The organism is Klebsiella sp. JN_Kp126, assembly GCF_033843325.1.
GTDB lineage: Bacteria > Pseudomonadota > Gammaproteobacteria > Enterobacterales > Enterobacteriaceae > Klebsiella > Klebsiella michiganensis.
In genome coordinates this window covers 126,601-151,067 of record NZ_JAWXQV010000041.1, presented here as the reverse complement: position 1 = coordinate 151,067, position 24,467 = coordinate 126,601, and the positions used below count along the sequence as shown (strand labels likewise).

The window sequence follows — 24,467 nt, the reverse complement described above, 5'->3', positions numbered from 1 at the left end:
ATGGCGCTTTTTCGCTATCAGGCCGTTGATGAAAACGGTAAAACCCGGCGCGGCGTCCAGCAGGCGGACTCCGCCCGCCACGCTCGCCAGCTGCTGCGGGAAAAGGGCTGGCTGGCGCTGGACATCGCCCCGGCAGCCGGCAGCGGCGGGCAACTGCGCTTTATTCGCCGCACCAACGCCCGCGATCTCGCCCTCGTTACCCGCCAGCTGGCGACGCTGGTCGCCGCCGCCATCCCGCTGGAAAAAGCGCTCGACGCGGTGGCCCAGCAGTGTGAAAAAAACCAGCTGAAAACCCTGATTGCCGGCGTGCGCGGCAAAGTGCTGGAAGGCCATTCGCTGGCGGAAGCGATGCGCGGCTACCCGGGCTGCTTCGACGCGCTCTACTGCGCGATGGTCGCCGCCGGAGAAGCCTCCGGCCACCTCGACGGCGTGCTGAACCGGCTGGCGGACTATACCGAACAGCGCCAGCAGCTGCGCGCCCGGCTGCTGCAGGCGATGATTTACCCCATCGTGCTGACCCTGGTGGCGGTCAGCGTGATCGTCATTCTGCTATCGACGGTGGTGCCGAAGGTTGTCGAGCAGTTTATCCACCTTAAGCAGGCGCTGCCGTTTTCCACCCGCCTGCTGATGGCGATGAGCGATGTGCTGCGCGCCGCCGGTCCGTGGCTGCTGCTGGCCGCCATGCTCATCGCTCTGCTGCTGCGCTACCTGCTGCGGCAGCCGGCAAAGCGGCTGGCCTGGCACAGGCTGCTGCTGCGCCTGCCGCTGATTGGCCGGGTCGCGCGCAGCGTTAACAGCGCCCGCTACGCCCGCACCCTGAGCATTCTCAACGCCAGCGCCGTTCCGCTGCTGCTGGCGATGCGCATCAGCGCGGAAGTATTAAGCAACGCCTGGGCGAAGCGCCAGCTGGAAGCCGCCAGCGATGCGGTTCGCGAAGGCGTCAGCCTGCATCGCGCGCTCGAAATGACCCAGCTGTTCCCGCCGATGATGCGCTACATGGTCGCCAGCGGCGAACAGAGCGGCGAGCTCAACGGCATGCTGGAGCGCGCGGCGGATAACCAGGACCGGGATCTGAGCGCGCAAATTCAGCTGGCCCTCAGCCTGTTTGAACCTCTGCTGATAGTGGCGATGGCCGGCATGGTGCTGTTTATCGTCCTCGCCATCCTGCAACCGATACTGCAGCTCAATACCCTGATGAGTATGTAATTGTTCTAATGGAGAAAAATATGCAACGACAGCGCGGATTCACCTTACTGGAAATCATGGTGGTGATTGTTATCCTCGGCGTGCTCGCCAGCCTCGTGGTGCCCAACCTGATGGGCAACAAGGAAAAGGCCGACCGGCAAAAAGTGGTCAGCGATCTTGTGGCGCTCGAGGGGGCGCTGGACATGTACAAACTGGATAACAGCCGCTATCCCACCACCGAGCAGGGGCTGCAGGCGCTGGTCAGCGCGCCATCGGCCGAGCCGCACGCGCGCAACTATCCTGAAGGCGGCTATATTCGCCGTCTGCCGCAGGATCCCTGGGGCAGCGATTACCAGCTGCTGAGCCCCGGCCAGCACGGACAGGTGGATATTTTCAGCCTCGGGCCGGACGGCGTACCGGAGAGCAATGACGATATCGGCAACTGGACAATCGGGAAGAAATAGTGCGACAGCGCGGCTTTACGTTGCTGGAGATGATGCTCATTTTGCTGCTGATCGGCGTCAGCGCGGGCATGGTGATGCTGGCCTTCCCCGCCTCGCGCGACGATAGCGCGGCGCAGGCGCTGGCGCGCTTTGAGGCGCAGCTGCGCTTTGTCCAGCAGCGAGGGCTGCAAACCGGCCAGTTTTTTGGCGCCTCGGTGCATCCCGATCGCTGGCAGTTTCTGGTCTTACAGCCCCGCGAAAGCAACGACCCGCCCCCGGCCGGCGACGACTGGAACGGCTATCGCTGGCTCCCCCTGCGCGCCGGACGCGTCGCCACCTCGGGCAGCGTCGCCGGGAACACGCTGCATCTCACTTTTCCGCAGGGCGAGGCCTGGACGCCGGGCGACAATCCCGATGTGCTGATCTTTCCCGGCGGTGAGATGACGCCGTTCCGGCTGACCGTCGGCGAGGGACCGGGTATCGCGTTTAATGCGCGCGGCGAAAGCCTGCCCGAACCGCGGGAGACGCCATGAAAAAGCAGGCCGGTATGACGCTGATTGAAGTGATGGTCGCCCTGGCGGTCTTCGCCCTCGCCGGGCTGGCGGTGATGCAGGCCACGCTCCAGCAAACCCGCCAGCTGGGTCGTATGGAGGAGAAAACCCTGGCCGGCTGGCTGGCGGATAATCAGCTGGTGCAGCTCCGGCTGGAAAATCGCTGGCCCGCGCTGAGCTGGTCGGAAACCACGGTGCAGGCGGCGGGCGTCAGCTGGCACATTCGCTGGCAGGGGGTGGAGACCGACCTGCCGCAGCTGCGGGCGCTGGACGTTGAAGTCCGCCGCGCCAAAAGCGATAAAATGCCCGTCTCTTCGCTGCGCACCTACGTGACGCCGCCATGATCCAGCGCGCTCGCGGATTTACCCTCGTCGAAATGCTGCTGGCGCTGGCTATCCTCGCCGCGCTCAGCGTCGCTGCGGTCACGGTGCTGCAAAACGTGATGCGCGCCGATACGCTCACCCGCGATAAGGGCGGGCGCATGCAGGCGTTACAGCTCACGTTCAGCCAGATGGCGGCGGACTTTAGCCAAATCATTCCCCGCCGCAGCCGCGACAGCGCGAGCCTCTTTTTTGCCGGACGTTTTCAGCTCGGCAGCGACGACTGGGCGATCGCCTTTAGCCGCAACGGCTGGCCCAATCCTTTGGGGATCCTGCCGCGCTCGGAAATTCAGAACGTCAGCTACCGCCTGCGCGGGGATCGGCTGGAGCGTCTGAGCTACGACCAGCAGGACCCGCTGCCCGGTAGTCTGCCCACGGTGACCGTTATGCAGCGCAACGTGCAGGCGTTTCGCCTGCGCTTTTACGCCAGCGGCCGCTGGCAGGATGAATGGCAGCAGACGCAGACGCTGCCGCAGGGGCTGGAAGTCACCCTGACGCTGGAGCAGTCCGGCGAGATCCGCCGGCTGTTTCTGCTTACGCCGGGAGGCAGCCAATGAATACCCGCCAGCGCGGCGTCGCCCTGCTTATGGTGCTGCTGATCCTCGCTCTGATGATGGTGCTGGCGAGCGCCATGACCGAACGCAGCGCGCGGATGTATCAGCAAACCGCCACTACCCTCGATAACCTGCAGGCTAAATGGTACGCGCTGGGGGCGGAAACCCTGGCGGCGGCGCTGCTGCAACGCGACGCGCTCGACTCGCCGAACCAGACCCATCTGGCGCAGAACTGGGCCCAGCAGGGGCGCCGCTTTGCGGTCAATGATGGCGAGATCTACGCCACGATTACCGACGCTCAGGCCTGCTTCAATCTCAACGCCATTAACCAGCTCAGCGGCGACGAAAGCGTTGAAATCCCTTATCCCGCGCAGGTTTTTACCCGACTGCTGGAGAACCTCGGCAGCGAGCCGCTGCGCGCCTTACAGCTGACCGCCGCCCTGCGCGACTGGGTGGACAGCGATCGCCAGGCGCTGCTGAACGGCGCGGAAGACGAAGTCTATATGGCGCAATCCCCCGGCTATCTGACCGGCAATCAGCCGCTGCAGGACGTCAGCGAACTGCGTCTGCTGGCCGGGATGGACGCCGCGCTCTATCAGCGTCTGCTGCCCTACGTCTGCGCCCTGGCGGACGAGACGCTGCAGGTAAACGTCAATACCCTGCAGCCCGCTCAGGCCGCGCTGCTGGCGGCGCTCTTCCCCGCTGAACTCACCCTCGCCGAAGCCCGGCAGCTGCTGCAGGCCCGCGCGGCCACCGGCTGGAGCAGCGTCGCCGCCTTCCTGTCGCAGCCGCTATTACAAAAAACCGATACCGCCGCCGCGCGTCCGTGGCTGGCGGTGCACAGCGAGCGCTTTATCGCCACCTTCAGCGTGGTGATGGGCAGCGCCCGCTATCAGCAACGCAGTCTCCTGCAAAAGCAGGGGCGAACCTTCAGCGTCGTCCAGCGGCGCTACGGAATCTATTGGGTAGCCGATGAATAACCACCATACTTTTTCCGCCGCCGTGCTGATTATTCGCCTCAATCCCGATGCCGCGACGGCGATATGGCGGCTGGCCGCGCCGGGCGACGCGGCGCAGACTGGCGAGTGGCATCCTGACGCTGACGACCCGACGCTCAGCCTGCTGGCGCAGCGTCATCCGGCCTGGGTGCTGGTGCCCGCCAGCGACTGCGCGTTTCATCGCGTTACCCTGCCCGCCGGCGCGCGCCGAAATGCGCAGCAGACGCTGGCGTTTTTACTCGAAGAACAGCTGGCAACGGAGATCGAAGAGAGCCATTTTGCCCTGATCCACCGGGATAAAAGCGACTGTGCCGTGGCGGTGGTCGGGCGAGAGAAGATGCGCGCATGGCAGGCCTGGTGCGAGGGGCTCGGACTCAACGTGCTGGCCCTGACGCCGGATGCCCTTGCCCTGCCGCAGAACCCGACCGGCTGGAGCGCCGTACGCTGCGGCGAACAGTGGCTGTTTCGCTGCGAGACGTGCAGCGGTATGGCGGTGGAAACCCCATGGCTCGGCGAACTGCTGGTTCACTGGCCTGACCTCGCGCCCATCGCCTGCTACTCGCCGCCGCCGGATATCGCCGCGCCGTGGCAGCCTCGCCCGGCGCAGGATTTGCTGGCGCTGGCGGCGAGCAACCCGCAGGCGCGCAAAATCTGCTTACGCCAGGGCAATTTTGCCGCGAAACGCCGGCCGCCGACGCCCCGACGCTGGCGGACGCCGATTGTCGCAACCCTGGCGCTACTGCTGCTGTGGAGCGGAAATCGCCTCCACGACCATCTCGCCCTGGCGCGTCAGGCCGACGCCGCCGTGCAGGCCAGCCGTGATTTTTACCGCCAGTGGTTCAAAGCGGAAAAAAATCTCGTCAATCCACGCCTGCAAATGCAGCAGCATCTGCGCCGTCTGGAAAGCGTGAGCGCCCGGCCGGCGCTCATCTCACGGCTCGGCGCCCTGCAGCAAATCATCGCCGAAACGCCGGGCATTCGCCTGCGCACCCTGAGCTTTGACGCCGCGCGCAACGCGCTGCAGCTGGAGATATCCGCCGTTTCATCGCAGGCCCTGGCGCAGTTCAGCCAGCGGGCGCGGGCGGGGTTTCGCGTGCAGACCGGCGAGATGAAGCCGCGCGCCGACGGTATTGAAGGGCGTCTGACGCTGGAGGGGAACGATGGATAACCTGCTCGCCTTATGGCAACAGCGTACGCGCCGCGAACGGCATCTGCTGCTGGGGATGGGCGTCATGCTGATTATCGGCCTGATTTATTACGCCTTCTGGCAGCCCTGGCAAAATCGCGAGGCGCAGTGGCGGCAAACGCTGGCCAGGGAGCAGTCCAGCCTGCGGTGGATGCGCCAGCAGACCCCGCTTCTCCAGCAGCTTAACCAGCGGAAACCTTCTGCCGCGCCGGAAGAACCCTCGACGGTGATTATGCGCGAAGCCGGCCGCCACGGTATCGCTATCGTTCGCCTGCAGCCGCAGGGCTCCCGCCTGAGCCTTACCGTGCAGCCCGCCGATTTCCAGGCGCTGATGGCATGGCTGGACGCGCTGGGGCAGGCGGGGATGACCACCGCCACCCTGGCGGTGACCGCCACCCTGGCGGTGACCGCCGTGGCGCAGCAGCCCGGTTGGGTGACGATTAATACGCTGGTGCTGGAGCGCAGCGATGAAAAATAAACTCACTATCGCCCTGCTGCTGGCGGCGGTCTATCTCTTCTGGCTGCTGTTTAGCGCGCCGGCGCGGCTGCTCACTCTGGCTCTACCGGACGGCGCGCGGCTCGGCGAAACCACGGGCACCCTGTGGCAAGGAGAAGCCCGTCAGGCCAGCTGGCTCGGTTTTGACATCGCCCATTTACGCTGGGAGTTTGGCTTTTCGTCGTGGCTTCCCGGCTGGCATATCGCGTTTAACGACCCCTCCGGCCTGCGCGGCCGGGCCTGGCTGCACGGTCTGAACGACGTTGTGGTGCGCGAGGGGCGACTCGCGGCGCCGGCCCGGACGATCGGCCAGCGGTTAGCATCCGGCATACCGCTGGAGGCCCGCGGTCAGGTTGTGCTGACGCTGCCCGAGGCCCGCTTTAACGCCGGCGGTTGCCGACAGATGACCGCCAGCACCGTGCAGTGGCGGGATGCGGCGCTCAGCTCCCCCGCCGGGTCGCTCGAACTGGCCCAGGTCAACGGCAAACTAAGCTGTACCCCGGCGGGCGCGCTGGCTGTCGCCCTGACCCAGGACTCCCGTCAGCTTAGTCTCGCAGGACAGGGCGTTCTGACGCCCAACGGGCGCTATACGTTTAACGGTACGCTGCAGACCCGCCAGACGGCTCCGGCGCTGCTGACGCTGCTGCTCGCGCAAAACGGCCGCAAAGATGAGCAGGGGCGTACGCCGTGGCAGTGGCAGGGGCAGTGGCGCTCCGGGGAGAAAAAATAGAGATGGAAAATATCGCGCTGTTACCCGAGTTCGCCGCGCAATACCCGTCAATCTGGGGCGGCTTTTTATTCATGTCCGGACTGGCGTTCGGCAGCTTTTTTAACGTCGTTATCCATCGTTTACCGCTGATGATGGAACGCGCAGAGGGGGTGAATCTCTGCCTCCCCGCGTCGTTCTGCCCGCAGTGCCGTCAGCCTATCGCCTGGCGGGACAATATCCCGCTGCTGAGCTTTTTATGGCTCAGGGGGCGCGCGCGCTGCTGCGGGCAGCCGATCTCGCGTCGCTATCCCCTGATGGAGCTGACGACTGGCGCGCTGTTTGTACTCGCGGGGTACCTGATGGCTCCGGGCATGCCGCTGCTGGGCGGGCTAATTTTCGTGTCCGTACTGCTGATCCTCGCCGCCATCGACGCGCAAACGCAGCTGCTGCCTGACAGGCTGACGCTGCCGCTGCTGTGGGCCGGGCTGCTGTTCAATCTTTCCGATACCTTCGCGCCGCTGGCGGAGGCGGTCATTGGCGCGATGGTCGGGTATTTGTCGCTGTGGTCGGTGTACTGGGTGTTCCGTCTGCTGACCGGTAAAGAGGCGCTGGGCTACGGCGATTTCAAGCTGCTGGCAGCGCTCGGCGCGTGGCTCGGCTGGCAGCCGCTGCCGCAGACGCTGCTGCTGGCTTCCGCCAGCGGTCTGGTCTGGACGCTGCTGCAGCGCCTGGTAACCCGTCGTTCACTCGAACAACCTCTGGCCTTCGGCCCCTGGCTGGCGCTGGCGGGCGGCGGCATCTTTTTGTGGAGCCAGGTATAAAACATCCCCTGCTCGCGCTGCGCTTAGCAGGGCTACTGGCGGTACTGGTCCGGTAGCCCCGATAAGGCGTTTACGCCACTCTCCGGCTACGAATACTTTTTGGTGCGCCGGGTCGGGGCGGTATTGGCCGGATCGTCGGGCCAGACGTGCTTGGGATAGCGCCCTTTCATCTCTTTTTGCACCTCGCGGTAGCTCCCCTGCCAGAAGGCGCCTAAATCGCGGGTGATCTGCAGCGGGCGCTGCGCCGGCGAAAGCAGCTCCAGCACCAGCGGCACGCGCCCCTGGGCGATAGTCGGAGTGGTCGCCTCGCCAAACATCTCCTGCATCCGCACCGCCAGCGCCGGCGGGTTTTCATCGTGATAACGAATGGCGATGCGGCTACCGGTCGGCACCGTATAGTGCGTGGGCAGCTCGCTGTCCAGCTTCTGGCGCAGCGGCCACGGCAGCCAGTTTTGCAGCGCCTGACGCACGTCCAGCGCCTTCAGGGCGCGCAGCGAATGGACGCCCGCCATCTGCGGCAGCAGCCACTGTTCAAGCGAGGCCAGCAGCGACGCCTCGTCAACGGCCGGCCACGCCTCCTCCGGCAGCCACCGCGCCGCGCAGTGTAGCCGCAGACGCAGCTGCTCCGCCTCCGGTGTCCAGCTGAGCACGCTCAGTCCCTTCTCGCGGATCCCGTTGAGCATCGCCTGGTGCAGCTCCTCCTCCGACGGCTTCGCCAGCGGCTGGGTCTTAATCACCAGGCGTCCGATACAGGTGCGCCGCCAGGCCTTCAGCGTTCCTAACGCCTCATCCCACTCGACGATATCGGAACGCCGGGCCAGGGCCGGACACTGCTCAATCAACGCGTGAATATCGACCGGCAGCGCCAGCAGGATCCGCGCGTCCGGCGATGCGCTTCCCTGCAGCAGCAGCGGCGCAATCAACCATTCGTGGCGGCCCAGCGCATCGTCGGCGTCGAGCATCGCCCCCATCCCGTTAGCCAGCTGGTAGCGCCCCTCCTGGCCGCGACGATGGGCGATACGGTCGGCAAAAGCGGAGGCCAGCAGCGCCGCGATGCTGTCGGCATCGGGCTGACCGCCGCGAACCGCCAGCCTTTTCATCAGCTGCTGCGCCCGCTGCTGCCAGTTACCCTGCTGACGGGCAAACGCCGCGCTAAGATCGCTATTGCCGCCGCGCGGCGGCTCTTCAAGGATCGCCGCCAGTTTAGCCGCCGTGGCGGCGCTATCGGCATCCTCCGCCGCGGTCAGCATCGCCGCCAGGCGCGGATCGTTGCCCAACGCCGCCATTTTGCGCCCGTGCGCCGACAGCCGCTCGCCTTCCAGCGCAGAAAGGTCGGTGAGCAGACGCCGGGCCGCCGCCAGGTTGGTCGCAGGCGGCAGATCCAGCCAGCTGAGCTGGGCCGGGTCCTGGCATCCCCACTGCAGCAGCTCCAGCAGCAGCGACGACAGATCGCTTTGCAGAATTTCCGGGTCGCCCTGCGCCGCCGCGCGCTCGGCCTGCTCTTTAGCCAGCAGATGCAGGCAGATCCCCGGTTCCAGACGCCCGGCGCGTCCGGCGCGCTGGGTCATTGAGGCCTGGCTGATGCGCTGCGTCACCAGGCGAGTGAGCCCGGTGCGGGCGTCAAAGCGGGCGACGCGCTCCTGGGCGCTATCCACCACCAGCCGAATCCCCTCGATGGTCAGACTGGTCTCGGCGATATTGGTCGCCAGCACCACTTTGCGCATCCCGGCGGGCGCGGGCAGTATCGCCTTACGCTGCTCGCTCAGCGGCAGCGCGCCGTACAGGGGGCAAAGGATCACATCGCTCGCCACCCGCTCCGCCAGCCGCTCCTGAACGCGCTGAATCTCTCCCACCCCGGGCAGAAACAGCAGCATTGAGCCATTTTCGCTGCGCAGCAGCTCCGCGGCGGCCACCGCCACCGCCTCGTCAAAGCGCTGATGGGCCGGCAGCGGCAGAAAACGCCGCTCAACCGGAAACGCGCGCCCTTCGGAAACGATAACCGGCGCCTCCGGCAGCAGCCGCTGCAGGCGTTCATTGTCCAGCGTCGCCGACATAATCAGCAGTTTGAGATCGTCGCGCAGCCCCTGCTGAACGTCGAGCAGCAGCGCCAGCGCCAGATCCGCCTGCAGGCTGCGTTCGTGGAATTCATCAAGGATCGCCAGCCCCACGCCGCTCAGCTCCGGATCGCGCTGGATCATCCGCGTTAAAATGCCCTCCGTCACCACTTCGAGGCGCGTGTTCGGCCCGATGCAGGTCTCCGCGCGCATGCGATAGCCCACGGTCTCGCCGGGCTTCTCTCCCAGCAGTTCCGCCAGCCGCTGCGCCACGTTACGCGCGGCCAGCCGCCGCGGCTCCAGCAGGATTATGCGTCCGTTGATGTTACCTTCGGCGAGGATTTGCAGCGGCAGCCAGGTGGATTTCCCGGCGCCGGTTGGCGCATTAAGCAGAACCTGCGGCGCATGCCGCAGGGCAGAAAGAAGTTCAGGGAGGACGGCGGCAACCGGCAATGAGGACACGAAACGCTCCGGAGGTTAACATTTGCGGGCAAGCATTGTAGCATCCCGGTAATTCATTACCGAGTCTCTATCATGTCCGAGCCGAAAAGGCTGTTTTTCGCCATTGAACTTCCCGGGGACGTTCAGCAGCAGATCGTGCACTGGCGCGCCGCCAGCTTTCCCGGCGATGCGGGTCGACCGGTGGCGGCGGCTAACCTCCATCTGACGCTGGCGTTTCTTGGCGAGGTGAGCGCGGACAAGCAGCGGGCGCTGTCAGCGATGGCCGGACGGATCCGCCAGCCGGGCTTTACCCTGACGCTTGACGATGCCGGGCAGTGGCTGCGTTCGCGGGTAGTGTGGCTGGGCACCCGTCAGCCGCCGCGCGGGGTGCTGCAATTAGCGAATATGCTGCGCGCCCAGGCCGCCCGCAGCGGCTGCTATCAGAGCCCGCAGCCGTTTCATCCGCATATCACCCTGCTGCGCGACGCGCGCCACGCGGTGCCGATTCCGCCGCCCGGATTTAGCTGGGCGTTTGCGGTCAACGAATTTGTGCTCTACGAATCCAGCTTTAGCCGCGGGCGTACCCGCTATCAGGCGCTGGAACGTTATCCCTTCGACAAGGAAAGCTGATGCTGTTCACTCCTCCCCTGCAGTCCGCCACCCTGGTTAAACGTTACAAACGGTTTCTCGCCGACGTGGTCACCCCCGACGGCCGCGAGCTGACCCTGCACTGCCCCAACACCGGCGCCATGACCGGCTGCGCCGCGCCGGGCGATACCGTCTGGTATTCCACCTCAGATAATCCTAAGCGTAAATATGCCCACACGTGGGAATTAACTGAAACCGTAGAGGGCGCGACAATTTGTGTTAATACTCTACGTGCTAACACGTTGGCAAAAGAGGCGATTCTGGCAGGAAATATTCCCGAGCTTTTGGGCTATAACACGCTGAAAAGCGAAGTGAAGTATGGTGATGAAAGCAGCCGCATTGATATTCTGTTACAAGCAGATGACCAACAAAACTGCTATATTGAAGTGAAATCGGTTACGTTGGCGGAAAAGGAATACGGTTACTTCCCCGATGCGGTTACCGCACGCGGTCAGAAGCACCTGCGGGAGCTGATGAGCGTGGCGGCAGCGGGCGATCGGGCGGTGATTTTGTTCGCCGTGCTGCACTCGGCGATAGACCGTTTCTCACCCGCGCATCATATTGATGCCAGATACGCACAGCTATTGATTGAGGCGCAAAACAAGGGGGTGGAAATTCTCGCCTACAAGGCGGAACTTTCTACCGAGATGATGACTCTGAATAAGCCGATTACCGTGGTGTTAACCCCCGGTAAATAAACGGCTAAATAGTATTCGGGTCGCGAGCGCAAATACGCTTTTCCTCACAGGGTTGTCAAGTGTAACGTTTAGATAATTGCTATCCGGAAAAGCATCTGCTATTTATAGCGGCCTGATTTTTCCCCCAACACGGGGATCGATAGTGCGTGTTAAGGAGAAGCAACATGCAAGAAGGGCAAAACCGTAAAACATCGTCCCTGAGTATTCTCTCCATCGCTGGGGTGGAGCCGTACCAAGTGAAGCCGGGCGAAGAGTATATGAACGAAGCCCAGCTGGCGCACTTCAAGCGCATTCTTGAAGCGTGGCGTAATCAACTTAGAGATGAAGTGGATCGCACCGTAACGCATATGCAGGATGAAGCTGCTAACTTCCCGGATCCGGTAGACCGTGCCGCTCAGGAAGAAGAGTTCAGCCTGGAGCTGCGTAACCGCGACCGCGAACGTAAACTGATCAAAAAGATCGAGAAAACGCTGAAAAAAGTCGAAGACGAAGATTTCGGCTTCTGTGAATCCTGTGGCGTTGAGATTGGTATCCGTCGTCTGGAAGCGCGTCCGACCGCCGACCTGTGCATTGATTGCAAAACGCTGGCGGAAATTCGCGAAAAACAGATGGCAGGCTAATCACTTCGCTGACGCATCTCTGGCGGGAGCTTTCTCCCGCCCTGATGCTTTAGTCATACGATGACAGATTCCCACTACATCGGGCGCTTTGCCCCCTCACCTTCCGGCGAACTCCACTTCGGCTCATTGATTGCCGCGCTTGGCAGCTATCTGCAGGCTCGGGCACAGAACGGTATCTGGCGCGTGCGCATTGAAGATATCGATCCGCCGCGTGAAGTCCCCGGCGCCGCCGAGACTATTCTTCGTCAGTTAGAGCACTTCGGCCTGCACTGGGACGGAGAGGTACTCTGGCAGTCAAAACGCCACGAAGCCTATCGTGAGCGCCTGGCCTGGCTACGCGAGCAGGGCCTCTGCTACTACTGCACCTGCACCCGCGCGCGTATCCACGCTATTGGCGGCCTTTACGACGGCCACTGCCGGGATTTACGCCTCGGCGCAGAAAACGCCGCTCTGCGCCTGCGGCAAACGCGTCCGGTCCTTGAATTTTATGACCAGTTGCGCGGTACGATCGTCGCCGACGAGCCTCTGGCGCGTGAAGATTTTATTATCCACCGTCGCGATGGGCTGTTCGCCTATAATCTGGCGGTGGTGGTGGACGATCATTTTCAGGGCGTCAGCGAAATCGTCCGCGGCGCCGATCTTATCGAGCCGACGGTGCGGCAAATTTCGCTCTATCAGCATTTTGGCTGGCAGGCGCCGGACTATATCCATTTGCCGCTGGCCCTCAACGCGCAGGGCAATAAACTGTCGAAGCAAAACCACGCTCCGGCGTTATCTACAGGCGATCCGCGCCCGGAAATTGTGCGGGCGCTAACGTTTCTTAATCAGGATGTCATTCAGGAATGGCAGACGCTGAGCATTGAGGATTTACTCAAATACGCGGTAGCGAACTGGCGGCCGGAGCAAATCCAGCATTCTCAAATGCGTTCTGCTGAGCTATGATTAGCCGCTATTTTTTTGTCCTGAAGTCCGTCTGACACTACGAGGTGTACCATTTTTACCCGAGTCGCTAATTTTTGCCGTAAGGTGCTAAGCCGTGAAGAGCGCGAGGCAGAAGCCGCCGTCGAACAACTACATATGACGGTTATCCCGCGCGAGCAGCATGCAATTTCCCGCAAAGATATCAGTGAAAATGCCCTCAAGGTCATGTACAGACTCAATAAGGCGGGCTACGAATCGTGGCTGGTCGGCGGCGGCGTACGCGATCTGCTGCTGGGCAAAAAACCCAAAGATTTTGACGTCACCACCAACGCCACGCCGGAGCAGGTGCGTAAGCTGTTCCGCAACTGCCGTCTGGTCGGCCGTCGCTTCCGCCTGGCGCACGTGATGTTCGGGCCGGAAATTATCGAAGTCGCGACCTTCCGCGGCCACCATGAAGGCCACACCACCGATCGCGTCACCTCCCAGCGCGGCCAGAACGGCATGCTGCTGCGCGACAACATCTTCGGTTCGATTGAAGAAGACGCCCAGCGTCGCGACTTTACCATCAACAGCCTCTATTACAGCGTGGCGGATTTCACCGTCCGCGACTACGTCGGCGGCATGAAAGATCTGCAGGATGGCGTCATCCGGCTGATCGGCGATCCGGAAACCCGCTATCGCGAAGATCCGGTGCGCATGCTGCGCGCGGTGCGTTTTGCGGCGAAGCTCAGTATGAGCATCAGCGAAGAGACCGCCGAGCCGATCCCACGCCTGGCGACGCTGCTGCACGATGTGCCGCCGGCGCGCCTGTTTGAAGAGGTGTTAAAACTGCTGCAGGCCGGCGACGGCTATCAAACCTATATTCTGCTGCGCGAATATAATCTGTTCCAGCCGCTGTTCCCGACCATTACCCGCTACTTCACCGAGCGCGGCGATAGTCCGATGGAGCGCATCATCAGCCAGGTGCTGAAGAATACCGATAACCGCATTCGCAACGATATGCGCGTTAATCCGGCGTTCCTGTTCGCGGTAATGTTCTGGTATCCGCTGCTGGAAACCGCGCAGAAAATCGCCCAGGAAAGCGGGCTGGCCTACTACGACGCCTTCGCGCTGGCAATGAACGACGTGCTGGACGAAGCCTGCCGCACGCTGGCGATCCCGAAACGCATCACCACTCTGGTGCGCGATATCTGGCAGCTTCAGCTGCGGATGTCCCGCCGTCAGGGCAAACGCGCGTGGAAGCTGATGGAGCATCCCAAATTCCGCGCCGCCTACGATCTGCTGGAGCTGCGCGCCGGCGCCGAAAACAGCAGCGAACTGCAGCGTCTGACCAAATGGTGGGGCGAGTTCCAGGTCGCCGCGCCGCCGGCTCAGAAAGATATGCTGGATGATTTAGGCGACGATCCGGCTCCGCGCCGCCGCCACCGTCGTCCGCGTAAACGCGCGCCGCGCCGCGAAGGCAGCGCATGACGCTCGCTTATATCGCTATCGGCAGCAATCTGGCCTCGCCGCTGGAGCAGGTTAACGCTGCCGTTAACGCGCTGGCGGAGATTCCTGACAGTCGGGTGATAAGCGTTTCCTCTTTCTACCGTACGCCGCCGCTGGGGCCGCAGGATCAGCCTGACTACCTCAACGCCGCCGTGGCGCTGGAGACGTCTCTCGCCCCAGAGGCGCTGCTCGACTACACTCAGCGCATTGAGCTGCAGCAGGGCCGCACGCGTAAAGCTGAACGCTGGGGACCGCGCACGCTGGACCTCGACATCATGCTGTTCGGCAATGAGGTGATTAACACCCCGCGGCTGACCGTGCCGCACTACGATATGCAAAACCGCGGCTTTATGCTGTGGCCGCTGTTTGAAATTGCGCCTGAGCTATGTTTCCCCGACGGTTTGGCATTGCGCGACGTGCTGGCCAATCTCGGCGCGGAAAAACCCGCGAGCTGGTAATACCCCTTCATTTTTTAGCAATTACGGCGATCGTGGTAATCGGTTGCCTAAAACCATTGCCCCCCTGAATGCGGCTGCTAGAATGCCGGTTAAAATGACTTTCATCATCAGGAAACGTTATGAAACCGACCACTATCGCCCTGCTGCAGAAATGCAAACAGGAGAAGAAACGCTTCGCCACTATCACCGCCTATGACTACAGCTTTGCAAAGCTGTTTGCCGATGAGGGTATCAACGTGATGCTGGTCGGCGATTCGCTGGGCATGACGGTGCAGGGCCACGACTCCACCCTGCCGGTGACCGTAGAAGACATTGCCTATCACACGCGCGCGGTGCGCCGCGGAGCGCCCAACTGTCTGCTGCTCGCCGATCTGCCGTTTATGGCTTACGCCACGCCGGAACAGACCTTCGAGAACGCCGCCATCGTGATGCGTGCGGGAGCCAATATGGTCAAAATCGAGGGCGGCGCATGGCTGGCGGATACGGTGAAAATGCTCGCCGAGCGCGCGGTGCCGGTGTGCGGGCACCTCGGTCTGACGCCCCAGTCGGTGAACGTCTTCGGCGGCTATAAAATTCAGGGCCGCGGCGATGCCGGGCAAGTTCTGCTGGATGACGCGCTGGCGCTAGAAGCGGCGGGCGCACAGCTGCTGGTGCTGGAGTGCGTACCGGTCGAGCTGGCGAAACGCATCACCGAGGCGTTAACCATCCCGGTGATCGGCATCGGCGCGGGCAACGTCACCGACGGGCAAATCCTCGTCATGCATGACGCATTCGGCATTACCGGCGGCCATATTCCCAAATTTGCCAAAAATTTCCTGAGCACAGCGGGCGACATGCGCGCCGCGGTACGGCAATATGTTGCCGAAGTGGAGTCCGGCGTCTATCCGGGCGAAGAACACAGTTTCCATTAAGGAGTGTTGTTGTGCTGATTATTGAAACCCTGCCGCTGCTGCGCCAGCATATCCGTCGTTTACGCCAGGAAGGCAAGCGCATTGCGCTGGTTCCCACCATGGGCAACCTGCACGATGGTCATATGAAGCTGGTTGATACCGCCAAAGCCAGCGCGGATGTGGTGGTGGCCAGTATCTTCGTCAACCCCATGCAGTTCGACCGCGCCGAGGATCTGGCGCGCTACCCGCGTACCCTGCAGGACGATTGCGAAAAGCTGAACAAGCGTAAGGTCGATTTTGTCTTTGCCCCTGCCGCGGCGGAAATCTATCCGCACGGCATCGAAAATCAGACTTACGTGGATGTTCCGGGGCTGTCGACGATGCTCGAGGGCGCCAGTCGTCCAGGCCACTTCCGCGGCGTTTCCACTATCGTCAGCAAGCTGTTCAACCTGATCCAGCCGGACGTCGCCTGCTTCGGCGAAAAAGACTTCCAGCAGCTGGCGCTGATCCGCAAAATGGTGGCCGATATGGGCTACGACATCGAGATTATCGGCGTGCCGATTATGCGCGCGAAAGATGGGCTGGCGCTCAGTTCGCGCAACGGCTATCTCAGCGCAGACCAGCGCAAAGTTGCGCCGGGGCTGTATAAGGTGATGAATGGCGCGGCGGAGAAGCTGGCGGCCGGCGAGCGCAATCTTGACGAGATTATCGCGATTGCCGCGCAGGAGCTGAACGAAAAAGGCTTCCGCGCCGATGATATCCAGATCCGCGATGCCGACACGCTGCTCGACCTGACGGAAAACAGCCAGCGCGCGGTGATCCTGATGGCGGCATGGCTCGGCGAAGCGCGTTTGATCGACAACCAGATAGTGGCGCTCGTTCGGTAGACACGGGTTAAAAATCGGGCAATACTGCCTGGAATTTCCTCAAGGCGGGCGTCACGTCCGCTTTGTTATCGTTAAGCTTTAAAGGTAGACGTTATGATTCGTAATATGCTGCAGGGCAAACTCCACCGCGTAAAAGTCACGCAGGCCGACCTGCACTATGAAGGCTCCTGCGCTATTGATCAGGATTTCCTGGATGCGTCCGGCATCCTTGAAAACGAGGCTATTCATATCTGGAATGTGACCAACGGTAATCGTTTCTCCACCTACGCCATCGCCGCGGAGCGCGGTTCGCGAATTATCTCCGTGAACGGCGCGGCGGCACACTGTGCGAGCGTCGGCGATATTCTGATTATCGCCAGCTTCGTCACCATGCCTGACGAAGAAGCCCGCACCTGGCAGCCGAAAGTGGCCTATTTCGAAGGCGAAAACGAAATGAAGCGCCAGGCCAAAGCTATTCCGGTGCAGGTTGCCTGATCTACCCCTGCGGCTGGTTGCTTATCAGCCGCGACATTGTCTCCAGCGAATCCGTTCTTAATATATACAGCCTTTTCAACAAGAACGGATTATCGCCCGGCTTTACCTTCCCTCTCACCGTAGTCACCGCCAGATGAAAACCGGCGTCGTTGGCGGCCTGGACCGCCTTAGCGTTATAGCCGCCAAACGGATAAGAGAGATACAGTACGTGGGGGTTAAACTGCGCCAGCGCCCGCCGCGAATGCGCAAAATCAAACAGAATATTGTGATAGCTGCGGCTGAGGAGGATCGGATGACGTTCAGCATCAACCCGATGCAGGAAGTGGGTATGCGACTGCACGTCAAAGACGTCCTGGATCTGTTTTAGCTCGGAAATACTCATAAACTGCAGCGATTTCGGCGCCCATTTCTGCGGATGGCGCTTGATGCGCGACGAGATAATAAACGCCGTGGCGTGAAAGCCATACTGTTTGAGAATCGGGTAGGCATAGCGGTTGACCGACTTCAGCCCATCGTCAAAGGTGATCGCCACCGCACGCGCCGGAAGATTCACTTTATTACGCAGATAGCCTTCCAGTTGATACATGCTGAGCGTGGTGTAGCCCTGGTCGCGTAGCCAGGTCATCTGATTGCTGAAGGCGCGCACGGAAGTCGTCGTTGAGGTATGGCGAAAGCGGGTATTTTCTTCATCACGCAGGATATGGTGATAAGTCAGTACTGGGATGCCGTTATCTTCTTGCGCATCCAGACTGCTCACCCACGCCAGGCGGTTGCCGATACGAATCTGAAACCAGGTTTGATTAAGCCGATCTTTGAGTTTGCTGATAATCGGATAACGCAAATTATTCGCCAGGGTGCCAAATGGCGCGCTGCCCACGGCGGGGGCATCATAGATTGGCGTATCTTTCCAGGTAATGAGATTTTGGTTGCTTAGAGGCTTATGCAGATCGCCAAGGCTATCCTCCACCCGCTGCTTACCCTGTACCGGCCCCAGGTGGCCTTTATCGATAAAGCCGGTCGCAAAGCCAAAATTAAACTCATAGTAATCCGCCGCCGTCGGTACTACCGCCAGAATTTGCCCTGCCCGCACGTTGCCGACGCTCACCACCTGATTGCCAACCTGCGCCCAGATATCCGCATCTTCGGTCGTTTGCATATAACGTGCCGGCACACCCTGCTGGCTTAACAGGCTGGCAGAGGCGCTTAGCGCCGTGAACAGGAGGAGTAAAGCAAGAATTCGGGCAAACATGCGCATCGAGCCGGTAGACAAGAACTGCCGTCATTGTAACAAAAGCCTCATCAATACCAACGCTTAATTCCCGTACGGCTCATGCAGTAGTCGAAAAGGTGGATTTTTTTGCTGCTGATGCCAGAGGCTGCTCACCGCCGGGCCTCCGGCGCTGACAATGGCGTGTCGGAAGGCTTCGCTGCTCAGGTTCTGGCGCAGCAAATACATGCTTTCCAGTAATGGATAGTCGATCCCGGAAATCACTTCACAGTGGGTGTGCTTATGGCTCAGCAGCGCCGCCACGCGATAAGGCGCCGCGCCGGTATTATCGGTCAGAAAAATGACCCCGTCTCCACCGTCCGTCTCATGCAGCGCGTCGCACAACATGCGGCTCAGCATATTGCTGCTGAGATTACGCCAGTAGTTGACCGCCCGACACTGCGTCAGCGGCCCAAACTTTTTCTCCAGACGATCCAGCATCTCCTGCGCCAGTTCGTCATGACAGGTAATCACCCAACCTAACATCGCCCACCTCCTTAGCAGGCAAACAATGTAGCAAGGGAAGAGATGAATATCGGTGATGACAATCAAAATTGTTTGCCGGCGCTTCGCTGAACGGGGCAGCGAAGCGCCGTGGTTGACTAAATTAGCTGCGAAGCCCGCGTCCGCGCTGGATCAGATACCAGCACAAGAGATAAAACGCGACGATAAACACCACCAGCACGCCGAAGGTGGTGGCGAGCGGAACATCGTTAATGCCGAGGAAACCGTAGCGGAAACCGCTGATCATGTAGACGATCGGGTTCAGATGCGACAGCCCTTGCCAGAACGGCGGCAGCAGGGTCAGCGAATAAAAAACCCCGCCGAGATAGGTCAGCGGCGTCAGCACGAAGGTCGGAATAAGGCTGATATCGTCAAAGGTTTTGGCAAACACCGCATTCAGCAGACCGGCCAGCGAAAATAGCACGGCGGTCAGCACCAGGGTCAGGGCGACGAATATCCATGAGTGAACCTGGAACGGTACGAAAAACAGCGAAATCGCCGTCACCAGAATCCCGACGCACAGACCGCGGGCAACGCCGCCGCCCACATAGCCGGCGATAACCACGTGGGTGGGAACCGGCGCGACCAGCAGTTCTTCAATATTGCGCTGAAATTTCGCGCTGAAGAAGGAGGACGCCACGTTGGCGTAGGCGTTGGTGATCACCGCCATCATAATCAGGCCCGGCACGATAAACTGCATATAGGTGAAACCGTGCATTTCACCGATGCGCGAGCCGATCAGATTGCCGAAAATAACAAAGTAGAGGGTCATGGTTATGACCGGCGGCACCAGCGTCTGGATCCAGATACGCATAAAGCGGTGGATCTCTTTGGTCCAGATGCTTTTCAGCGCGACCCAATAAAGCTGCATCATGCTGATTCTCCTTTCCGGTCATGGACCAGCGTGACAAACAGCTCTTCCAGACGGTTAGCTTTGTTACGCATACTTAATACCTGTACGCCCTGCGCGCTTAACTGAGTAAATACGCTGTTAATCCCCTGCTCACGCAGCACCTCAACCTCCAGCGTCGACGTATCAACCAGACGATACTGATAGCCTTCCAGTACCGGTAATGGACTCTTAGGTGCCAGATCGAGAATAAAGGTTTCCGATTTCAGTTTGGAAAGCAGCGACTTCATCGAGGTGTTTTCCACCAGCTCACCGTTCTGAATAATGCCAATATTGCGACACAGCATCTCGGCCTCTTCCAGATAGTGGGTAGTGAGGATAATCGTCGTGCCTTTATCGTTGAGATCTTTCAGGAAGCCCCACATCGAACGACGCAGCTCGATATCCACCCCCGCCGTGGGCTCATCAAGAATCAGCAGCTTCGGCTCGTGCATCAACGCGCGGGCAATCATCAGGCGGCGCTTCATGCCGCCGGAGAGCATCCGCGCGCGTTCGTTGCGTTTTTCCCAAAGATCGAGCTGTTTAAGGTACTTTTCGCTACGGGCGATCGCTTCTTTGCGCTCGACGCCGTAGTAGCCCGCCTGGTGAATCACAATCTGCTGCACGGTTTCGAACGGGTTAAAGTTGAACTCCTGCGGCACCAGGCCGAGCTGGCGCTTGGCGTTCACCACATCCTTTTGCAGGTCATAGCCAAACACGTTGACCTCGCCGGAGGTTTTATTCACCAGCGAACTGATAATGCCGATAGTGGTGGATTTTCCCGCGCCGTTTGGCCCCAGGAGCGCGTAAAAATCGCCCGCCTCAACCTGCAGATCGATTCCGCGCAGCGCCTGAACCCCGCCGGGGTAGGTTTTTTTAAGCTGTTTTAATTCCAGAGCAATGGTCATTAAATGTCTCTTCTCGTGTCGTGACACGCGATGGGTTGTTTTAAAAAATGTGAGGTTAACCTATATTAGCGCAACGCACTTACTTGGTTACAGGCCCGTAAACATCCATGAACGATATAGATACACTCATCAGCAACAATGCACTATGGTCAAAAATGCTGGTGGAGGAAGACCCCGGTTTCTTTGAGAAACTGGCACAGGCGCAGAAGCCGCGCTTTCTGTGGATTGGATGTTCAGATAGCCGCGTCCCCGCTGAACGTTTGACCGGCCTGGAACCTGGCGAGCTGTTTGTACACCGTAACGTCGCCAACCTGGTGATTCATACCGATCTGAACTGTCTTTCCGTCGTGCAGTACGCGGTCGACGTACTGGAAGTTGAACACATCATCATCTGCGGCCACTACGGCTGCGGCGGCGTGCAGGCGGCGATTGAAAATACCGAGCTTGGCCTTATCGACAACTGGCTGCTGCATATTCGCGATATCTGGTTTAAGCACAGCTCGCTGCTGGGGGAAATGCCCGAAGAGCGCCGCCTTGATACGCTGTGTGAATTGAATGTGATGGAGCAGGTTTACAACCTTGGCCATTCAACGATTATGCAGTCGGCGTGGAAGCGTGGACAGAAGGTGACAATTCACGGCTGGGCCTACGGCATTCACGATGGCATGTTACGCGATCTGGACGTGACCGCCGTCAGCCGCGAAACGCTGGAGCAGCGCTATCGCCAGGGCATTTCCAACCTTAAAAGCAAGCACGTCAATCACAGATAATTCACGCGCCCCTCTTAACTATCCCGGATAAGCCGGGATAGGCACTCCGCGTTACTCGTCCAGCAGCGTCACTTTGCCGATATACGGCAGGTGGCGATAGCGCTGAGCATAGTCGATACCGTACCCCACCACGAACTCGTCCGGGATCGCAAAACCGACAAACTCAACCGGCACCTTCACTTCGCGGCGGCTTGGCTTATCGAGCAGCGTACAAATCGCCAGCGATTTTGGTTCACGCAGGCTAAGGATTTCACGCACTTTTGACAGCGTATTGCCAGAGTCGATGATGTCTTCCACGATCAGCACATCTTTACCGCGGATATCTTCATCCAGGTCTTTGAGGATTTTGACGTCACGGGTGGTGGACATGCCGCTGCCGTAGCTCGAGGCGGTCATGAAATCCACTTCATGGGGTACCTGAACCTCACGGCACAGGTCGGCCATAAACATAAATGAACCGCGTAATAGCCCCACCAGCACCATTTCGCTGCCGCTATCTTTGTAATGTTCATTAATTTGACGACCGAGCTCAGCGATACGGGCTTTGATCTCAGTTTCCGGGATCATCACTTCTACAGTATGTTTCATAAAACTAACCATTTGATTCTTAATGTAAATCATCAAAGCCGCTGCGATTGCACCGACGTTGACCGGCAAGCCACGCAGTATACCAGTAAAAAGAAATATGCGATGCAGTGATTAATAAAGCCCATTTTGTGATTCCGATCACACTTGTTAAATCCTATAATTAATTGCAGTTAAAAAATTAACAAACAAACGAGTGTCCTTCTATGGCAGAAACAAAATCTCAACAATCACGGCTACTCGTGACGCTGACGGCTCTTTTTGCAGCGTTCTGTGGCCTGTATCTTTTAGCGGGCGGGGCCTGGCTGGTCGCTCTTGGCGGCTCATGGTACTACCCTGTCGCAGGCCTGGTCATGCTTGGCGTCACCGTCATGCTGTTCCGCGGCAAGCGTTCTGCGCTTTGGCTGTACGCCGCGCTGCTGCTTGCCACTATGATCTGGGGCGTATGGGAAGTTGGTTTCGACTTCTGGGCGCTGACCCCGCGTAGCGACATTCTGGTCTTCTTCGGCATCTGGCTTATCCTGCCGTTTGTCTGGCGCCGCCTGCCGATTCCCTCCTCTGGCGCCGTTGCCGGGCTGGTTGTCGCCCTGCTGATTAGCGGCGGTATCCTGACCTGGGCCAGCTTCAACGACCCGCAGGAAGTCAACGGTACGCTGAGCGCTGATGCAACGCCAGCGGCCCCCATTTCCGACGTAGCCGATGGCGACTGGTCGGCGTATGGCCGCAATCAGGAAGGCCAGCGCTACTCGCCGCTGAAGCAGATCAACGCCGATAACGTGAAGAACCTGAAAGAAGCCTGGGTCTTCCGTACGGGCGATCTCAAGCAGCCTAACGATCCGGGTGAAATCACCAATGAAGTCACGCCGATTAAAGTGGGCGACACGCTTTATCTGTGTACCGCTCATCAGCGCCTGTTCGCGCTTGACGCGGCCACCGGTAAAGAAAAGTGGCATTTCGATCCGCAGCTCAACGCTGACCCCTCTTTCCAGCACGTGACCTGTCGCGGCGTTTCATATCATGAAGCCAAAGCGGATAACGCGCCGGCGGATGTGGTTGCCGACTGCCCGCGTCGTATCATTCTTCCGGTCAACGATGGTCGCCTGTTCGCCATCAATGCCGAAACCGGTAAGCTGTGCGAGTCCTTTGCCAATAAAGGCATTCTCAATCTGCAAACCAACATGCCTGTCACTACGCCGGGTATGTATGAACCAACATCACCGCCGATTATTACCGACAAAACTATCGTCATTGCCGGCGCCGTGACCGATAACTTCTCCACCCGCGAGCCGTCGGGCGTTATCCGCGGCTTTGATGTGAATACCGGTAAACTGCTGTGGGCCTTTGACCCGGGCGCGAAAGATCCCAACGCGATTCCTGATGATGAACATCATTTCACGCTGAATTCACCAAACTCCTGGGCGCCTGCGGCCTATGACGCGAAGCTGGATCTGGTCTACCTGCCTATGGGCGTAACCACCCCGGATATCTGGGGCGGCAACCGTACGCCTGAACAAGAGCGCTATGCCAGCTCCATCGTGGCGCTGAACGCCACGACCGGTAAACTGGCGTGGAGCTACCAGACCGTTCACCACGATCTGTGGGATATGGATATGCCGTCGCAGCCGACGCTGGCGGATATCGACGTCAACGGTAAAACCGTGCCGGTGATTTACGCTCCGGCAAAAACCGGTAATATTTTTGTCCTCGATCGCCGCAACGGTGAACTGGTTGTCCCGGCGCCGGAAAAACCGGTTCCGCAAGGGGCGGCGAAAGGTGACTACGTCGCGAAAACTCAGCCGTTCTCCGACCTGAGCTTCCGTCCGAAGAAAGACCTGACCGGCGCGGACATGTGGGGCGCCACCATGTTCGACCAGCTGGTGTGCCGCGTTATCTTCCATCAGCTGCGCTACGAAGGGATTTTCACCCCGCCGTCAGAACAAGGCACGCTGGTATTCCCGGGTAACCTGGGGATGTTCGAATGGGGCGGCATCTCCGTCGATCCGAACCGCCAGGTGGCGATTGCTAACCCAATGGCGCTGCCGTTTGTCTCAAAACTGATCCCTCGCGGCCCAGGTAACCCGATGGAGCAGCCAAAAGACGCCAAGGGTTCCGGTACCGAAGCCGGTATTCAGCCACAGTACGGTGTCCCTTACGGCGTTACGCTTAATCCGTTCCTGTCACCGTTTGGTCTGCCCTGCAAACAGCCAGCCTGGGGCTATATCTCCGCGCTGGATCTGAAAACCAACGAAGTGGTGTGGAAAAAACGTATCGGTACGCCGCAGGATAGCCTGCCGTTCCCGATGCCGATTAAGCTCCCGTTCACAATGGGTATGCCGATGCTGGGCGGTCCAATTTCGACGGCCGGCAATGTGCTGTTTATCGGCGCGACCGCGGATAACTACCTGCGCGCGTACAATATGAGCAACGGTGAAAAATTATGGCAGGCACGTCTGCCGGCGGGCGGCCAGGCGACGCCGATGACCTATGAAGTGAATGGCAAGCAGTACGTTGTCATCTCTGCGGGCGGTCACGGTTCGTTTGGCACGAAGATGGGCGACTATATCGTCGCTTATGCTTTACCGGACGACGCGAAGTAAAAAACAGAAGGCCCGGTTTCCGGGCCTTCTCTCTATGGTACATCT

Annotated in this window: 27 protein-coding genes; 21 read left to right on the top strand and 6 right to left on the bottom strand. The window is 60.1% G+C overall.

Features of this window, described 5'->3' with window-relative positions; all coding sequences use genetic code 11:
* The 10 genes from gspF to SIK97_RS02640 are packed head-to-tail and all read left to right on the top strand — an operon-like array spanning nucleotide 1 to nucleotide 7,323.
* Nucleotides 1-1,206, top strand: coding sequence for a type II secretion system inner membrane protein GspF (gene gspF / locus SIK97_RS02685; protein ID WP_057173050.1), 1,206 nt, complete (start codon nucleotides 1-3; stop codon nucleotides 1,204-1,206).
* A gap of 20 nt (nucleotides 1,207-1,226) precedes the next feature.
* A complete protein-coding gene (gene gspG / locus SIK97_RS02680) occupies nucleotides 1,227-1,649 on the top strand; it encodes a type II secretion system major pseudopilin GspG (protein ID WP_004098709.1) in 423 nt (140 codons plus the stop codon).
* Entirely contained in the window at nucleotides 1,649-2,161 is a 513-nt protein-coding gene (gene gspH, locus SIK97_RS02675; RefSeq protein WP_057173051.1) for a type II secretion system minor pseudopilin GspH, read from the top strand. Before gspG ends, gspH begins: the two co-directional genes overlap by 1 nt.
* Nucleotides 2,158-2,523, top strand: a complete 366-nt coding sequence (gene gspI / locus SIK97_RS02670) for a type II secretion system minor pseudopilin GspI (RefSeq protein WP_009654631.1) — start codon at nucleotides 2,158-2,160, stop codon at nucleotides 2,521-2,523. The genes gspH and gspI overlap by 4 nt, the downstream gene beginning before the upstream one ends.
* On the top strand, nucleotides 2,520-3,116 hold the full coding sequence (gene gspJ / locus SIK97_RS02665) for a type II secretion system minor pseudopilin GspJ (RefSeq protein ID WP_047724421.1): 597 nt from the start codon (nucleotides 2,520-2,522) through the stop codon (nucleotides 3,114-3,116). Before gspI ends, gspJ begins: the two co-directional genes overlap by 4 nt.
* Nucleotides 3,113-4,093: a type II secretion system minor pseudopilin GspK gene (gspK, locus tag SIK97_RS02660; protein WP_025107364.1), complete on the top strand. Its 981-nt coding sequence runs from the start codon at nucleotides 3,113-3,115 to the stop codon at nucleotides 4,091-4,093. Before gspJ ends, gspK begins: the two co-directional genes overlap by 4 nt.
* Entirely contained in the window at nucleotides 4,086-5,279 is a 1,194-nt protein-coding gene (gspL, locus tag SIK97_RS02655) for a type II secretion system protein GspL (RefSeq protein WP_057173052.1), read from the top strand. The genes gspK and gspL overlap by 8 nt, the downstream gene beginning before the upstream one ends.
* Nucleotides 5,272-5,775, top strand: a complete 504-nt coding sequence (gene gspM, locus SIK97_RS02650) for a type II secretion system protein GspM (protein ID WP_057173053.1) — start codon at nucleotides 5,272-5,274, stop codon at nucleotides 5,773-5,775. The genes gspL and gspM overlap by 8 nt, the downstream gene beginning before the upstream one ends.
* Complete coding sequence (locus tag SIK97_RS02645) at nucleotides 5,765-6,523, top strand: type II secretion system protein N (protein WP_057173054.1); 759 nt, start codon at nucleotides 5,765-5,767, stop codon at nucleotides 6,521-6,523. The genes gspM and SIK97_RS02645 overlap by 11 nt, the downstream gene beginning before the upstream one ends.
* A gap of 2 nt (nucleotides 6,524-6,525) precedes the next feature.
* Entirely contained in the window at nucleotides 6,526-7,323 is a 798-nt protein-coding gene (locus SIK97_RS02640) for a prepilin peptidase (RefSeq protein WP_057173055.1), read from the top strand.
* An 86-nt stretch (nucleotides 7,324-7,409) separates the two neighbouring features.
* Here SIK97_RS02640 and hrpB read toward each other — a convergent pair whose 3' ends face one another.
* On the bottom strand, nucleotides 7,410-9,839 hold the full coding sequence (hrpB, locus tag SIK97_RS02635; RefSeq protein WP_057173056.1) for an ATP-dependent helicase HrpB: 2,430 nt from the start codon (nucleotides 9,837-9,839) through the stop codon (nucleotides 7,410-7,412).
* Nucleotides 9,840-9,911: 72 nt separating this feature from the next.
* Here hrpB and thpR point away from each other — a divergent pair, with 72 nt between their 5' ends.
* The 9 genes from thpR (at nucleotide 9,912) to panD (ending at nucleotide 16,902) form a co-directional block, all read left to right on the top strand.
* Nucleotides 9,912-10,448 carry an RNA 2',3'-cyclic phosphodiesterase gene (thpR, locus tag SIK97_RS02630; RefSeq protein ID WP_014837425.1) on the top strand — a complete coding sequence of 179 codons (537 nt, stop codon included), beginning with the start codon at nucleotides 9,912-9,914 and terminating at the stop codon, nucleotides 10,446-10,448.
* Nucleotides 10,448-11,164, top strand: a complete 717-nt coding sequence (gene sfsA, locus SIK97_RS02625; RefSeq protein WP_004098690.1) for a DNA/RNA nuclease SfsA — start codon at nucleotides 10,448-10,450, stop codon at nucleotides 11,162-11,164. Before thpR ends, sfsA begins: the two co-directional genes overlap by 1 nt.
* 164 nt (nucleotides 11,165-11,328) lie before the next feature.
* The gene (dksA, locus tag SIK97_RS02620) at nucleotides 11,329-11,784 is read left to right on the top strand and encodes an RNA polymerase-binding protein DksA (protein WP_004098689.1); all 456 of its coding nucleotides are present in this window, start codon (nucleotides 11,329-11,331) and stop codon (nucleotides 11,782-11,784) included.
* 60 nt (nucleotides 11,785-11,844) lie between these two features.
* On the top strand, nucleotides 11,845-12,726 hold the full coding sequence (gene gluQRS / locus SIK97_RS02615) for a tRNA glutamyl-Q(34) synthetase GluQRS (protein ID WP_014837424.1): 882 nt from the start codon (nucleotides 11,845-11,847) through the stop codon (nucleotides 12,724-12,726).
* A gap of 51 nt (nucleotides 12,727-12,777) precedes the next feature.
* A complete protein-coding gene (gene pcnB / locus SIK97_RS02610) occupies nucleotides 12,778-14,175 on the top strand; it encodes a polynucleotide adenylyltransferase PcnB (protein ID WP_071957359.1) in 1,398 nt (465 codons plus the stop codon).
* On the top strand, nucleotides 14,172-14,651 hold the full coding sequence (gene folK / locus SIK97_RS02605; RefSeq protein ID WP_049102364.1) for a 2-amino-4-hydroxy-6-hydroxymethyldihydropteridine diphosphokinase: 480 nt from the start codon (nucleotides 14,172-14,174) through the stop codon (nucleotides 14,649-14,651). Before pcnB ends, folK begins: the two co-directional genes overlap by 4 nt.
* Nucleotides 14,652-14,770: 119 nt before the next feature.
* On the top strand, nucleotides 14,771-15,562 hold the full coding sequence (gene panB / locus SIK97_RS02600; RefSeq protein ID WP_049083156.1) for a 3-methyl-2-oxobutanoate hydroxymethyltransferase: 792 nt from the start codon (nucleotides 14,771-14,773) through the stop codon (nucleotides 15,560-15,562).
* An 11-nt stretch (nucleotides 15,563-15,573) separates the two neighbouring features.
* Nucleotides 15,574-16,428: a pantoate--beta-alanine ligase gene (gene panC, locus SIK97_RS02595; protein ID WP_032748013.1), complete on the top strand. Its 855-nt coding sequence runs from the start codon at nucleotides 15,574-15,576 to the stop codon at nucleotides 16,426-16,428.
* 93 nt (nucleotides 16,429-16,521) lie between these two features.
* Nucleotides 16,522-16,902 (top strand): aspartate 1-decarboxylase, encoded by a 381-nt coding sequence (panD, locus tag SIK97_RS02590; RefSeq protein ID WP_004098675.1) that lies wholly within the window; start codon nucleotides 16,522-16,524, stop codon nucleotides 16,900-16,902.
* A gap of 1 nt (nucleotide 16,903) precedes the next feature.
* Here panD and SIK97_RS02585 read toward each other — a convergent pair whose 3' ends face one another.
* The 4 genes from SIK97_RS02585 to SIK97_RS02570 form a co-directional block, all read right to left on the bottom strand.
* Entirely contained in the window at nucleotides 16,904-18,157 is a 1,254-nt protein-coding gene (locus SIK97_RS02585) for a polysaccharide deacetylase family protein (protein ID WP_025106512.1), read from the bottom strand.
* A 57-nt stretch (nucleotides 18,158-18,214) separates the two neighbouring features.
* Nucleotides 18,215-18,655 (bottom strand): PTS sugar transporter subunit IIA, encoded by a 441-nt coding sequence (locus SIK97_RS02580; protein ID WP_032748011.1) that lies wholly within the window; start codon nucleotides 18,653-18,655, stop codon nucleotides 18,215-18,217.
* A gap of 121 nt (nucleotides 18,656-18,776) precedes the next feature.
* The gene (locus SIK97_RS02575; protein WP_004098668.1) at nucleotides 18,777-19,547 is read right to left on the bottom strand and encodes an ABC transporter permease; all 771 of its coding nucleotides are present in this window, start codon (nucleotides 19,545-19,547) and stop codon (nucleotides 18,777-18,779) included.
* On the bottom strand, nucleotides 19,544-20,470 hold the full coding sequence (locus tag SIK97_RS02570; RefSeq protein ID WP_004098667.1) for an ABC transporter ATP-binding protein: 927 nt from the start codon (nucleotides 20,468-20,470) through the stop codon (nucleotides 19,544-19,546). Before SIK97_RS02570 ends, SIK97_RS02575 begins: the two co-directional genes overlap by 4 nt.
* A gap of 107 nt (nucleotides 20,471-20,577) precedes the next feature.
* On the opposite strand from SIK97_RS02570, the gene can reads away from it, so the two are divergent.
* Nucleotides 20,578-21,240, top strand: a complete 663-nt coding sequence (gene can / locus SIK97_RS02565; protein ID WP_004098666.1) for a carbonate dehydratase — start codon at nucleotides 20,578-20,580, stop codon at nucleotides 21,238-21,240.
* A gap of 51 nt (nucleotides 21,241-21,291) precedes the next feature.
* Here the strand turns inward: can and hpt are convergent, their stop codons facing one another.
* Nucleotides 21,292-21,828 carry a hypoxanthine phosphoribosyltransferase gene (gene hpt / locus SIK97_RS02560; protein WP_014227950.1) on the bottom strand — a complete coding sequence of 179 codons (537 nt, stop codon included), beginning with the start codon at nucleotides 21,826-21,828 and terminating at the stop codon, nucleotides 21,292-21,294.
* A gap of 203 nt (nucleotides 21,829-22,031) precedes the next feature.
* Here hpt and SIK97_RS02555 point away from each other — a divergent pair, with 203 nt between their 5' ends.
* Entirely contained in the window at nucleotides 22,032-24,422 is a 2,391-nt protein-coding gene (locus SIK97_RS02555) for a glucose/quinate/shikimate family membrane-bound PQQ-dependent dehydrogenase (protein ID WP_057173058.1), read from the top strand.
* Nucleotides 24,423-24,467 lie beyond the last annotated feature (45 nt).